Raw genomic sequence first — 13,065 nt, forward strand, 5'->3', positions numbered from 1 at the left:
CGTGACCACCGACACGCTGAACCGCGACATCCTGCGGCTCGCGGTGCCGGCGCTGGGCGCCCTCGTCGCCGAGCCCCTGTTCCTCATCGTCGACTCGGCCCTCGTCGGGCACCTCGGCGTGGAGCCGCTCGCCGGCCTCGGCATCGCCTCGGCGGTGCTGCAGACGATCGTCGGGCTGATGGTCTTCCTGGCGTACTCCACCACCCCGGCGGTCGCCCGCCGGTTCGGCGCCGGAGACCCCACGCGCGCCGTCTCGGTCGGCATCGACGGCATGTGGCTCGCGCTGGGCCTGGGCGCGATCCTCGCCCTGATGGGCTCGCTCGGCACGCCGTTCCTCGTCGGCCTCTTCGGCGCGTCGCCGGGCGTCGCCGAGCAGGCCGAGATCTACCTCGGCATCTCGATGTGGGGTCTTCCCGCGATGCTGGTGGTCTTCGCCGCGACGGGTCTCCTGCGCGGCATGCAGGACACCGTGACGCCGCTGTGGATCGCCGGACTCGGGTTCGGTGCGAACGCCCTGCTGAACTGGGCGTTCATCTACGGGCTCGGCTGGGGCATCGCCGGCTCCGCCCTCGGGACGGTCGTCGCGCAGTGGGGCATGGTGGCCGCCTACGCGGTCGTCGTGGGGCGACTCGCGCGCCGGCACGAGGCATCCGTCCGCCCCCAGCGCGAGGGCGTGCGCGGCTCGGCACGATCGGGCGGCTGGCTGTTCCTGCGGACGGTGTCGCTGCGGGTGGCGCTGCTGGCGACGGTGGCCGTGGCGACCGGCCTCGGCACCGACGAGCTGGCCGGCTGGCAGGTCGCCTTCACGATCTTCTCCACCGCGGCCTTCGCGCTGGACGCGCTGGCGATCGCGGCCCAGGCGCTCATCGGCAAGGGGCTCGGCGCCGACGACACGCACCTCGTCCGCCGTGTGCTCGGGCGCACCGTCGCGTGGGGCGCGTGGTTCGGCATCGTCGTGGGCGCGTTGATCGCCGCACTGTCGGGGGTGATCGGGCTGCTGTTCACCGGCGATCCCGCGATCGCCGCACTGGTGCAGCCGGCGCTCATCGTGCTGGCCGTGGCGCAGCCGGTGTGCGGCATCGTCTTCGTGCTCGACGGCGTGCTCATCGGCGCGGGCGACGCGAAGTACCTGGCGATCGTCGGCGTGCTGAACCTCGTCCCGTTCCTCCCCGCGCTGGTGCTCGTCGCCGTGCTGCAGCCGGCCGGCGCGGCCGGCCTGGCGTGGCTGGCCGTCGCGTTCTTCGGCGTCTACATGCTCGCCCGGCTGGTCACGCTCGGCTGGCGCGTGCGCGGGTCCGTCTGGATGACGGTCGGCGTCTGAGGGCGCGCTCGCACCCACGTATCAGCGTGCGGGCCGCCCGCTCCTTGATCGCATGGCGCCCCCACCTCGGCGCCGGAAGGAGCCCGCCGTGTCCGAGAGCGGAACGTTCGCATTCACCGTCCACCCTCGCGCCAGCCTGCGCGAAGACCTCGCGCGCGTGTGGCGGCCGCTGGGGCTCATGCCCGAGGCCGTCTACGACGCGGCGCTGCGGCGCCTGCCGCTCCCGCCGGTCACGATGGCGGGCGTGCAGATCGGCGGCGAGCGCGTCGGCCACGTCGTGCTCGTGCCGTTCGGCGCCCGTCACCTGCTGTCCGACATCGACGGCGGCCGGCGTCGCGTGGGCCGCGCCGTCGACCGCGCCGCCGCGCTCGGCGCCGACGTCGTCGGGCTCGGCGCGCTGACGGCGACCGTGACCGCGGGCGGCGCGTCGCTGCGCGGCCGCTCCGACATCGGCGTGACGAACGGCAACGCGTTCACGGCGGCGATCGTCGAGGACCAGATCCGGATGCTGCTCCCCCACGTCGCGACGAGGACCACGCGCCCTCACGTCGCCGTGGTCGGCGCCAGCGGCAGCGTCGGCACCGCCGTGACGAGGCTGCTGGCACGCGACTCCGCCGGCGCCCGCTTGACGCTGATCGCGCGCACGGCGCCGCGCCTGGAGGCGCTCGCGACCTCGGTCGCAACCGACGTCGAGGTCGCCACCGCGCACTCGATCGACGCCGTCGGCGATGCCGACCTCGTGGTCCTCCTCACGGCGTCGGCCGACACGCTGCTCGGACCCGACCACCTCGCACCGGGCGCGATCGTGCTCGATGCGACGCAGCCGCGCAACACCTCGCCCGCCCTGGCCACCGCTCGTCCCGATGTGCGCGTCGTCGACGGCGGCATCGTGTCGATCCCCAGCCTGCGCCTGGTCGGCGGCGACATCGGGCTGCCCGACGGCCGCTCGTACGCGTGCTTCGCCGAGACCGCGATCCTGGCACTGACCGGCCACCGCGGCCACTTCTCGCTGGGCAACCCGACGCTCGAGCAGGTCGACGCCATCCGTGAGCGCGCGGGGCGCCTGGCGCACCTCGGCTTCCGGGCCGCCGACCCGACGAGCTTCGGCGCACCCGTCGCCCTCGAGCCCCGCACGGCGGTGATCGTATGACCCGCGTCGTGCTGCTCGGCGGCGGGTATGTCACGCTGCACGCCTACGCCACGCTCGCACGTCGCGCGGCGCGCGAGCTGCGGCGCGGCGACCTGGAGATCGTCGTGATCTCGGCCGACCGCGCGCACCGCTTCCACGGGTTCACCGGCGAGCTGGTCTCGGGCATCATCCGTCACGACCGCGTGGCCACCCCGTTGGCCGAGGCCATGCCGCTCGCGCGGATCATCGAGGGCCGGGCGCTGCGCATCGACGCCGTCCGCCGCTCGGTCTCGTACCGACGCGGCGACGACGCCGTCGAGGCGATCGCCTACGACCATCTCGTCGTCGGCACGGGCGCGACCGAGCCGACGGACGCCGTCGTGGGGCTCGCCCGGTACGGCCGCACGCTGCGGGGGCCGGGCGAGATCGCGGCGCTCGCCGATCACCTCGCGACCGTCCCCGGCTCCCCCGTCGTCGTCGCCGGCGGCGGGATCGCGGGGGCCGAGCTGGCGGCCGCCATCGCCGACCGGGGGCACCTCGTCACCCTCGTGCACGGCGGCGAGCGCATCCTCGGCGAGTGGTCCGATCAGCCGCGGCTGCGCTCGCGCGCCGAGGCGGAGCTCGCCCGGCTGGGCGTGCGGGTGGTCACGGGCGTGCGCCTGGCCGAGGTCACGCCGACGGCGGCGGTGCTCGCGGACGGCACGACGCTGATGACGGCGACCGTCGTCGCGACGACCGGGCAGAGCCCCGTGCACCTCCCAGGACTCGACCCGTGGCGAGACGAGCGGGGGCGGCTGCGCACCCAGCGGACGCTCGCCGTGCGCTACGGCGTGTGGGCCGCGGGCGACGGCGCGCGCGTGGAGCACCCGGTGACCCGGCAGCCCGTGCCGGCGAACGCGCTGTGGGCCATGAAGGGCGGCGACCACATCGGTCGCGCCATCGCGCGGAGGATCTCGGGCCGGCCGGCTCGCCCGTTCGCGTACCGGGGGCTCGGGCGCGCGGCCTCGTTCGGCCCCGGCCGGGGCATCTCCGAGCTGTACGGCGTGCCGTTCACGGGTGCGCTCGCGTGGATGCTGCGGCTGGTGTTCTTCCTGCGCTTCATGCCCTCGCGGGCTCGCGCCGCGGGGGTCGTGGCGGATCTCGCCCGCTCCGCGGTCACCGCACGTCAGGGCGAGCAGCAGGGCGCGCTGCGGCTGGGCGGTGAGACCGCCCTGAGCCCGGGACGCGGCTGACCGCGGGCCGGCTCAGGCCCAGCGGCGGCACCACTCGTACATCACGACGGCGGCCGCGGCGCTCGCGTTGATGGACCGGGTGGAGCCGTACTGCTCGATCGCGACGACGCCGGATGCCGCGGCCAGCGCCTCCGGCGAGAGCCCTGGCCCTTCCTGACCGAAGAGCAGGACGCACGCCTGGGGCAGGTCGGCCGCCGGCAGCGGCTTCGAGCCCTCGACGTTGTCGATCGCGATGACGGGGAGGGATGCGGCATCCGCCCACGCGGCGAAGTCCGCGACGGTCTCGTGGTGGCGCACGTGCTGGTAGCGGTCGGTGACCATGGCGCCGCGCCGGTTCCACCGGCGCCTGCCGATGATGTGCACCTCGGCGGCGAGGAACGCGTTGGCGCTGCGCACGATCGAGCCGATGTTCATGTCGTGCTGCCAGTTCTCGATCGCGACGTGGAACGCGTGCCGGCGGGCGTCGAGGTCGGCGACGATGGCGTCCATCGTCCAGTAGCGGTACGCGTCGACGACGTTGCGGGCGTCCCCGTGCGCGAGCAGCTCGCGGTCGTAGCGGTCGTCGTCCGGCCACGCGTCCGGTCCGCCCGGCCATGGCCCCACCCCGACCGGAAGCGTCGGTTCCGCGGCATCCGAAGGCGGTGTCCCCTCGTGCTCGGGCCGCGATGCGCTCGGGTCGGGCGTGGTCACCGGGAAAGGGTATCCCGGCGCGGCGCGCCGATCCGCGTCGGCGCGTGTTCGCATTGCGTCGCGAAGTCGCCCTCAGGTCCGGGATCGAACCATACTGGAGTCATCGTGACGACCGGGGGGTCAGTTGTTCGACGACGAAAGGCGCCAGCGCGCCATCGAGGCACTCGGGGTACTCGACACTCCGCCGGATGAGCGGGTGGATCGGGTCGCCCGGCTGGCGCAGGAGATGTTCGGCGTGCCGATGGTGAGCGTCACGCTCATCGACCGCGACAGGCAGTTCCGCAAAGCCCAGATCGGCCTGGGAGGGCGGGAGGCGCCCCGAGAGGGCTCGTTCTGCGACGTCACCATCCGGCAGGAGGGCACGCTCGTGATCGAGGACGCGGCCACCGACGCCGCCTTCGCCGAGAGCCCGTTCGTCCTCGGCGATCCGCATCTGCGCTTCTACGCCGGCCACCCGCTGAAGGCGCCGGGCGGCGAGCAGGTCGGCACGCTCTGCATCATCGACACCCGGCCGCGCACGCTCGACGATCGCGAGAGGGTGCTGCTGAAGGAGCTCGCACTGTGGGTGCAGTCCGAGCTGACCGACGCCGACGAGCTCGACTACGCCTCGGTCGTGCAGCGCGCCATGCTCCCCGCGCGCACCCCCGACGTCCCCGGGTACACGCTCGCCGCATCGGCGACGCCGGCGGGAAGCCTTCTGGGCGACGTCTACGACTGGCAGGTCGTGGACGGGCGCCTCCGGGTGGCCCTCGCCGACGTCATGGGCAAGGGCACGGGTCCCGCGATCGTCGCATCGGCCGTCAGGGCGTCGCTGCGCACCGCTCCCACGCGCTCCCTCGCCGACACCGTCTCGGAGGTGGACCGCATGCTCGAGGCCGACCTCGGCGGCGCGAACATCTTCGTCACGGCGGTCGCCGCCGACGTCGACCTCGAGACCGGCGGCGTCTCGTTCATCGACGCCGGCCACAGCCTCGCCTTCATCCTGCGGGCGCACGGCGAGTGGGAGCCGCTGCAGTCGACGGGGCTCCCGCTCGGCATGGGCTTCGACGAGACACGGACCACCTCGGGCGCCCTGCTCGCGCCGGGCGACGTCTTCATGGTGTGCAGCGACGGGCTCCTCGACATCCTCGACGCGGGCGACCCGTTCGGCCACGTGCACGACGTGGTGCGCGACCTCGGCCCGCACGGCGCGGTCGAGGAAGCGCGGCGTCTCGCGCTGCAGCAGGGGGCACCCGACGACGTCACGGTGCTCGTCGTGAGGCGGGATCCGTGACGGCGCGGTTCGTCTGGATCCGCATCCTCGCGCTGCTGTCGGTCCTGCTCGGGGTCAACTACATCGCCTGGCGCTGGCTCGACTCGGTGAACTGGTCGGCGTGGTGGATCGCGGTGCCGCTCGTCATCGCCGAGACGTACAGCCTCATCGACACCTTCCTGTTCTCGCTCACGATGTGGCGCGCACGGGAGCGCCCGGCACCGGTGTCGCCGCCGCAGGGCACGGTCGACGTGCTCATCACCACCTACAACGAGCCCGTCGACATGGTGATCGCCACCGCGCGGGCCGCGAAGCGCATCGCCTACCCGCACGAGACGTGGATCCTCGACGACGGCGCACGGCCCGACATGGCGGCCGCCGCGCGCGAGGCGGGGGTCGGCTACATCACGCGCTCGTCCGACTGGGACGGCAAGCCCCGGCACGCCAAGGCGGGCAACCTCAACAACGCGCTCTTCAGCACCGAGGGCGAGTTCCTGCTCATCCTCGACGCCGACCAGGTGCCCGACCCGCTGATCCTGCACCGCACGCTCGGCTACTTCGCCGACGACCCCGAGGTCGCACTCGTGCAGACGCCGCAGTGGTTCATGAACGTCGACGACGCCGATCCGCTCGGCAGTCAGGCGCCGCTGTTCTACGGGCCCATCCAGCAGGGCAAGGACGGCTGGAACGCCGCGTTCTTCTGCGGCTCCAACGCCGTGCTGCGCCGCGACGCCCTGATGCAGCTCGGCATCGTGGGGTACGTCCGCGACGTCGAGCAGTCCACCGCCCGCACGCTGCGCGCGGCGGAGGCGCTGCTGGTGAAGGCCGCGAGAGACCGCTCCGCCGACCCGGCCGTGCGGCTCCAGCTGCGACTGCTCGGCGGCGAGGTCACCCAGGCGCGCGTGCGCCTGGACGCGGGCGATCCGATCGGCGAGGTGACCTACCGCGTGCAGTCGGCGGTCGACACGGCCTCCCGCGAGCTCGTGCGCGGCGATCTGGCCCGCATGCGGGCCGACCTCGCGTCGATCGGCGAGCTGCCGGTGCAGCGCGACGCCGAGCTCGACGCGGTCGTCATCGACGACGCCGGCCTGGACGCCCTCACGACGCGGGAGCTGTCGCCGCTCGGCGCCGTCGGGTCGGTGGCGGCCCTCCTGCAGGCGCTGCGGGTCGATCGCCCCGACGAAGCCCAGCCCGTCCAGCCGATGGCGACGATCTCCGTCACCGAGGACATGGCCACCGCGATGCAGCTGCACTCCCTCGGATGGCGCAGCGTCTACCACCACGAGATCCTCGCGCGAGGCCTCGCGCCCGAGGACCTGCGCACCATGCTGACGCAGCGGCTGCGGTGGGCCCAGGGCACGCTCCAGGTCATGCTGCGCGACAACCCGCTGGCCAAGAAGGGGCTCTCCACCGGCCAGCGGCTCATGTACTTCGCGACGATGTGGAGCTACCTCTCGGGCTTCACCGCACTGGTCTATCTCGCCGCACCGGTCATCTACCTCGTGTTCGGCGTGATGCCGGTGACCGCGTGGAGCGTGGACTTCTTCGCGCGGTTCCTGCCCTACTTCATCGTGAACCAGGTCCTCTTCCTGGTGGTCGCGAGGGGCCTGCGGACCTGGCGCGGCCAGCAGTACTCCCTCGCGCTGTTCCCGGTGTGGATCAAGGCGTGCACGTCGGCGTTCGCGAACGTGGTCCTCGGACGCCCGCTGGGGTTCGCGGTGACGAAGAAGGACGGCCGCGACGAGTCCGGACCGCCGTGGCGCGAGATCTGGCCGCAGCTGACCGCGATCGCCGTCCTCGTGCTGGCGCTGGTGATCGGCCTCGCCCGGCTGGCCGTCGGCACCTCGGACGGCACCGGCACGCTCGTCAACACCGTGTGGGTGGTCTACGACCTGGCCGTGCTGAGCGTCATCGTCCAGGCCGCCCTGTACCGGGGGCCGACGCGCCCCATCGCCCCGAAGCCCGAGGAGGCTCCGTGAATCTGACAGTGACGCCCGGGACGGACTACGCGCTCGTCCGTCCCGAAGGCCGGCTGACCGCGACATCGGTGCCGCGGCTGCGCCAGGCGGTGGACGAGCTCGTGGGCACGGGCAGCACGCGCATCGTCGTCGACCTCTCCGGCACCGAGTTCGTCGACTCGTCGGGGCTCGGCGCCCTCATCGGCGGGCTCAAGTCGGCCCGCCTCGCCGGCGGCGATCTGCGGATCGCGGCGGCGACCGAGCCGGTCAAGCGCGTGCTCAAGCTCACCAACCTGGATCGCGTGCTGCGCGATCACCCGAGCCCGGAGGCGGCATTCGATGGCGACTGAGGCCGACCTCCGCTGGGAGGGGATCGTCGACGACGCGCTCGTCGACCACGTGCACGACGCGCTCGACGAGCTCTTCCATCGCACCCCGGGCGTGGGCGACGAGGACGCGATGCTGTTCCGCCTGGCGGTGAGCGAGGTGGCGGCCAACGTCGCCGAGCACGCGCAGGCGCGCGAGCCGATCCACGTGACGGTCGAGCTGGATGCCGACGACGAGGCGCTGTCGGCCGTCTTCAGTGACACGGCGGATCCGGCGCTCCTCGACCTCAGCGCCGTCTCCATGCCGGAGGCGGACGCCGAGTCCGGGCGCGGCCTCGCGATCGCGCTGGCCGCGTGCGACGAGCTCATCCACGAGACCGAGGGCGGCAACGTCTGGCGGCTGCGCCGCCGGCGCCGCGACACCTGACGCGCCACTTTTCGGCACACCGAAATCCGGGTATGGTTTCGGTGTGCCGAAAACTGCCGAACTCACGGATGCCCCCACTGGCGTGCGCCGGCGCGGCCTGACACTGCCGCGCCTGGCGTGGCTCATCGGCCCGGCGCTCGTGGCGGGCGTGGCGTACCTCGACCCCGGCAACGTCGCCAGCAACATGACCGCCGGGGCCCGCTACGGGTACCTGCTGGTGTGGGTGGTCGTCGTCGGCAACGTGATGGCATGGCTCATCCAGTACCTCTCCGCCAAGCTCGGGATCGTCACCGGCCAGAGCCTGCCCGAGACGCTGGGGCGTCGCATCCGCAGCCCGTGGGGCCGCCGCGCCTACTGGCTGCAGGCCGAGCTCGTCGCGATGGCGACCGACATCGCCGAGGTGATCGGCGGGGCCGTCGCGCTGTACCTGCTGTTCGGCATCCCGCTGGTCTGGGGCGGCGCGATCACCGGCGCCGTGTCGATCGGCCTGCTGCTCATCCAGTCGCGCAAGGGTCCGCGTCCCTTCGAGTTCGTCGTCATCGGCCTCCTCGTGGTGATCGCGATCGGCTTCTCGTTCGGCGTGCTCGTCGCGCCGCCCGACCCGGCCGGCGTCGCGAGCGGGCTCGTCCCCCGCTTCGAGGGCACCGACTCGGTGCTCCTGGCCGCCTCGATCCTCGGCGCGACGATCATGCCCCACGCGATCTACGCCCACAGCGCGCTCGCCCGCGACCGGTTCGCCCCGCGGCCGGCCGCCGCGTCGGCGCTGAGCGACCGCACCGCCCCCGACGCGACGCTGGCCGAGCTGCGCGGCATCTCGACCCGGCGCCTGCTGCGCGCGACGAAGTGGGACGTGACCATCGCGATGCTCATCGCGGGCACGGTGAACCTCTGCATCCTGCTCCTGGCCGCGGCCAACCTCGCGGGCGTCCCCGGAACCGACTCCCTGGAGGGCGCCTACGCCGCGCTGTACGCCGGGCTCGGACCGCTCGTCGCGACGCTGTTCGCCGTCGGCCTGCTGGCGAGCGGCCTGGCCAGCACCTCGGTGGGCGCCTACGCCGGCGCCGAGATCATGCACGGACTGCTGCACATCCGCGTGCCGCTGCTGGCCCGGCGCCTGGTCACCCTCATCCCGGCGCTGATCATCCTGGCGATCGGCTTCGACCCGACGGTCGCACTCGTGCTCAGCCAGGTGGTGCTGTCGTTCGGCATCCCGTTCGCGCTGGTGCCGCTGGTCGCGCTCACCGCCAAGCGCGAGGTGCTCGGCGGGTACCGCAACCGGGTGTGGACGACGGTCGCGGGGATCGCGGCATCCGTCTTCCTCATCACGCTCAACGGCGTGCTGCTCTGGCTCGTGCTGACGGGCGCGTGAGGCGGCCCCGGTACCCTTTTGACGTGCCCTCCCCCGCCGTCGACGACTATCTGAAGACGATCTACCACCACACCGAGTGGCAGGACGATCGCATCACCCCGTCGCAGCTGGCCGCCGAGCTGGGCCTGGCGCCGTCGAGCGTCACCGAGATGGTGCAGAAGCTCGCGGCGCAGGGCCTGGTGACGCATCGTCCGTACGGCCCGATCGCGCTCTCGGACGACGGCGTGCGCCGGGCGGCGGCGATCATCCGCCGGCACCGGCTCATCGAGACGTGGCTCGTGCAGGAGTTCGGCTACGCGTGGGACGAGGTGCACGACGAGGCCGAGGTGCTCGAGCACGCCATCAGCGACCGGCTGCTCGAGGGCATCGACGAGCGCCTGGGCCGCCCGAGGTTCGACCCGCACGGCGATGCGATCCCGGATGCCGCGGGCGAGGTGCACCGCGAGCCCTTCGTGCTGCTGGCCACCGCGCCGTCGGGGCACGTGGGTCGCGTGCTGCGGGTGAGCGACCGGGACCCCGAGCTGCTGCGCGCGGTCGAGACGGCGGGCGTCGCGGTCGGCACGACGGTGACGGTGACGGATGCCGCCACCCTCCGCATCGGCGGAACCGACGTCGCACTTCCCGCCGGCGCCTCCGACGCCGTGTGGCTCACCGCCTGACACCCTCCTGCTCCGTCCGGGAGCACAGGATCGGAACATCCGGACGACACGCCGACAGCGGATGCCGCCACCCGGCGTGTCGCCGAAGACCTCCGACGCTGTGTCGGCCAGGCGGCCGTCAGCGCCGGGCGGCGCCGATGCGGGCGGCGGCGTCGAACGGCCACCGGACGCCGGTCGCCTGCTCGGCCACCTGCCACAGCCGGGCGCCGACCTCGGGGTCGCGCGTGACCTTGGCGGCGGTCTGCTCCCGCGGCTCGCCGCGCGAGCCGGTGCGGGGGCCCCAGAAGCCGCCGCTCTCGGCCTCGGGATCGGTCAGGGCGCGCACCAGCGGCCACGCCCCGTGCTCCTTGGACTGCGAGAAGGCCGCCTGGAGGTTGTCGCGGAACCGCTTGGCGCGCGACGGCTCGTTGACGCCGACGATGCCGGGCGTGCGCCCGCCGATCGAGTACCCGGGGTGGGCGACGATGCTCGCGACGTCGACCCCCGCAGCCCGCAGGCGCCGGTCGGCCTCGAAGCCCAGCGCCGCGGTGGCGACCTTGGACTGCACATAGGCGCGCCACGCCGAGTAGTTCTCGACGAGCTGCGGGTCGACCGGGTCGTAGGGGGTGAGCGACGTCGACATGCTGCCGACCCACACCATGCGCCCGGCGGCCTCGGCGAGCGCCGTCAGCAGCTCGCCGGCGAGGGCGAAGTGGCCGAGCGCGTTCGTGGCGAAGACGACCTCGTTGCCGTCGATCGTCGTCTGGCGCACCTTCGGCGGGTGGACGATCCCGGCGTTGAGCAGCACGCCGTCCAGGGGGCCGCGGCCGCGGATGCTGGCGGCCGCGGAGCGCACCGATCCGAGGTTGGACGTGTCGAGGATGAGCGGATCGGTGGCGTCAGGCGCGGCATCCGGAACCCTCCTGCGGATCGCGGCGCGGGCCCCCGACAGACGATTCGGATGCCGCGCCGACATGATCACCCGCGCCCCCGCCCGCACCAGCTGCTCGGACGCGAAGTAGCCGAGACCGGTGTTCGAGCCGGTCACCAGATACACCCGACCCGCCAGGTCGGGGAGGCTGCGGGGGTCCCACGTCACGGCTTCGACCCTACGCCTGCCCGCCGCCTAGTCTGGACGCATGCGCACCCGGTCCGACATCGATTGCTGGCTCACCGACATGGACGGCGTCCTCGTGCACGAGAACACGCCGATCCCGGGGGCTTCGGACCTGCTGCAGCAGTGGCGCGAGCAGGGCGTGCCGTTCCTGGTGCTGACGAACAACTCGATCTTCACGCCCCGCGACCTCGCCGCCCGGCTGCGGGCCTCCGGACTCCTGGTGCCCGAGGAGTCCATCTGGACGTCGGCGCTCGCGACGGCGGACTTCCTGAAGTCGCAGATGCCCGGCGGGACGGCGTTCGTGATCGGCGAGGCGGGCCTGACGACGGCGCTCCACGAGGCCGGGTTCATCATGACCGAGACGAACCCCGACTACGTCGTCGTGGGCGAGACGCGCAACTACTCGTTCGAGGCGATCACGAAGGCGATCCGCTTCATCGGGGCCGGCGCCCGCTTCATCGCGACGAACCCCGACGCGACCGGCCCGTCGACCGAGGGCGTGCTGCCGGCCACGGGCGCGATCTCGGCGCTCATCACCAAGGCCACCGGCATGGAGCCGTACGTGGTGGGCAAGCCCAACCCGATGATGTTCCGCTCGGCGATGAACCGTCTCGGCGCCCACTCCGAGAACACCGGCATGATCGGCGACCGCATGGACACCGACGTCGTCGCCGGCATCGAGGCGGGCCTGCACACCGTGCTCGTGCTCACCGGCATCAGCGACGCCGCCGAGATCCAGCGCTACCCGTTCCGCCCCGACGAGGTGCTGGGCTCGGTCGCCGACCTGCTCGACTCCGAGCCGGTCGAGTCCGAGGACCCCGAGCTGCTCTGACCCTCACGTCGGGGCTCACCGATAGGGTCGCGAGCATGGGAGCGCTCGACGACGGCGAGAAGGTGGAGGCGACGGATGCCGCCGCCTGGCGCCGTTGGCTCGCCGAGAACCATCGCACCTCCAAGGGAGCGTGGCTCGTCCGCGCCCGGCCCGGCTCCGGGCTCGAGTTCGTCGGCTACGAGGACGCGATCCTGCAGGCGCTGTGCTTCGGGTGGATCGACGGGCCGGTCCGCTCCTTCGACGAGCAGCGCGGCGGGCTGTGGTTCGCGCCGCGGCGTCCGTCGAGCGGATGGGCAGCGACGAACAAGGCGCGGGTCGCGCGGCTCGAGGCCGACGGGCTGCTGGCGGAGGCCGGCATCCGTGCCATCGAACTCGCCAAGCAGAACGGCGCATGGACCGTGCTCGACAACGCCGAGGCGCTGCGCGAGCCCGACGACCTCGCCGCCGCCCTCGACGCCGAGCCGACCGCCCGCGCGGCGTGGGACGCCTTCCCGCCGTCGACCCGCAAGGTCGGCATCGGCGCCGTCGACTCCGCCCGCCGACCCGAGACGCGCGCCGCGCGCATCGCGAAACTCGTGGCCGACGCCGCCGAAGGGAAGCGCCCATGATCTCCGACACCGAGCAGACGCTGCTCCTGCTGACGAGCGCCGTCATCCTGCTCGGCACGCTCACCGTGATCCTGTGGCAGTGGTGGCGCAATCGCGGCAAGCGCGACTGACCCGCTCCACCGTCGCTCCATCGGATCGTCCAGGTGGTGGCGCGCTTCGCCCATGT

General features: G+C 73.1%; 13 protein-coding genes. 11 read left to right on the forward strand and 2 right to left on the reverse strand.

The genetic code is table 11. The features are described from left to right. Position 1 precedes the first annotated feature (1 nt). The 3 genes from ACWGUG_RS01805 (at position 2) to ACWGUG_RS01815 (ending at position 3,682) form a co-directional block, all read left to right on the forward strand. Positions 2–1,321 (forward strand): MATE family efflux transporter, encoded by a 1,320-nt coding sequence (locus ACWGUG_RS01805; RefSeq protein WP_336394240.1) that lies wholly within the window; start codon positions 2–4, stop codon positions 1,319–1,321. 88 nt (positions 1,322–1,409) lie between these two features. Further along, the gene (locus ACWGUG_RS01810; RefSeq protein ID WP_452323641.1) at positions 1,410–2,471 is read left to right on the forward strand and encodes a semialdehyde dehydrogenase; all 1,062 of its coding nucleotides are present in this window, start codon (positions 1,410–1,412) and stop codon (positions 2,469–2,471) included. After that, positions 2,468–3,682, forward strand: a complete 1,215-nt coding sequence (locus ACWGUG_RS01815; protein WP_452323642.1) for an NAD(P)/FAD-dependent oxidoreductase — start codon at positions 2,468–2,470, stop codon at positions 3,680–3,682. Before ACWGUG_RS01810 ends, ACWGUG_RS01815 begins: the two co-directional genes overlap by 4 nt. Before the next feature lie 12 nt (positions 3,683–3,694). Here the strand turns inward: ACWGUG_RS01815 and ACWGUG_RS01820 are convergent, their stop codons facing one another. Continuing rightward, positions 3,695–4,372 (reverse strand): TrmH family RNA methyltransferase, encoded by a 678-nt coding sequence (locus ACWGUG_RS01820; protein WP_378878829.1) that lies wholly within the window; start codon positions 4,370–4,372, stop codon positions 3,695–3,697. A gap of 124 nt (positions 4,373–4,496) precedes the next feature. Between ACWGUG_RS01820 and ACWGUG_RS01825 the strand changes: the two genes are divergently transcribed. From ACWGUG_RS01825 to ACWGUG_RS01850, 6 genes are all read left to right on the forward strand, one after another. Beyond that, positions 4,497–5,645 carry a PP2C family protein-serine/threonine phosphatase gene (locus tag ACWGUG_RS01825; protein ID WP_452323643.1) on the forward strand — a complete coding sequence of 383 codons (1,149 nt, stop codon included), beginning with the start codon at positions 4,497–4,499 and terminating at the stop codon, positions 5,643–5,645. After that, positions 5,642–7,603, forward strand: coding sequence for a glycosyltransferase family 2 protein (locus ACWGUG_RS01830; protein ID WP_452323644.1), 1,962 nt, complete (start codon positions 5,642–5,644; stop codon positions 7,601–7,603). Before ACWGUG_RS01825 ends, ACWGUG_RS01830 begins: the two co-directional genes overlap by 4 nt. Further along, entirely contained in the window at positions 7,600–7,932 is a 333-nt protein-coding gene (locus ACWGUG_RS01835; RefSeq protein ID WP_336394235.1) for an STAS domain-containing protein, read from the forward strand. The genes ACWGUG_RS01830 and ACWGUG_RS01835 overlap by 4 nt, the downstream gene beginning before the upstream one ends. Then, a complete protein-coding gene (locus tag ACWGUG_RS01840; protein WP_452323645.1) occupies positions 7,922–8,335 on the forward strand; it encodes an ATP-binding protein in 414 nt (137 codons plus the stop codon). Before ACWGUG_RS01835 ends, ACWGUG_RS01840 begins: the two co-directional genes overlap by 11 nt. Before the next feature lie 82 nt (positions 8,336–8,417). Further along, positions 8,418–9,704, forward strand: a complete 1,287-nt coding sequence (locus ACWGUG_RS01845; protein ID WP_336395033.1) for an Nramp family divalent metal transporter — start codon at positions 8,418–8,420, stop codon at positions 9,702–9,704. Between the two features lie 23 nt (positions 9,705–9,727). Continuing rightward, the gene (locus ACWGUG_RS01850; RefSeq protein ID WP_452323646.1) at positions 9,728–10,363 is read left to right on the forward strand and encodes a metal-dependent transcriptional regulator; all 636 of its coding nucleotides are present in this window, start codon (positions 9,728–9,730) and stop codon (positions 10,361–10,363) included. Positions 10,364–10,481: 118 nt separating this feature from the next. Here the strand turns inward: ACWGUG_RS01850 and ACWGUG_RS01855 are convergent, their stop codons facing one another. Beyond that, positions 10,482–11,441, reverse strand: a complete 960-nt coding sequence (locus ACWGUG_RS01855) for an SDR family NAD(P)-dependent oxidoreductase (protein ID WP_378878835.1) — start codon at positions 11,439–11,441, stop codon at positions 10,482–10,484. Between the two features lie 40 nt (positions 11,442–11,481). Between ACWGUG_RS01855 and ACWGUG_RS01860 the strand changes: the two genes are divergently transcribed. Beyond that, on the forward strand, positions 11,482–12,291 hold the full coding sequence (locus ACWGUG_RS01860) for an HAD-IIA family hydrolase (protein WP_336394231.1): 810 nt from the start codon (positions 11,482–11,484) through the stop codon (positions 12,289–12,291). Between the two features lie 35 nt (positions 12,292–12,326). Next, complete coding sequence (locus ACWGUG_RS01865; protein WP_336394230.1) at positions 12,327–12,899, forward strand: YdeI/OmpD-associated family protein; 573 nt, start codon at positions 12,327–12,329, stop codon at positions 12,897–12,899. Positions 12,900–13,065: the final 166 nt, after the last annotated feature.

The organism is Microbacterium sp. NPDC055455, assembly GCF_053619935.1.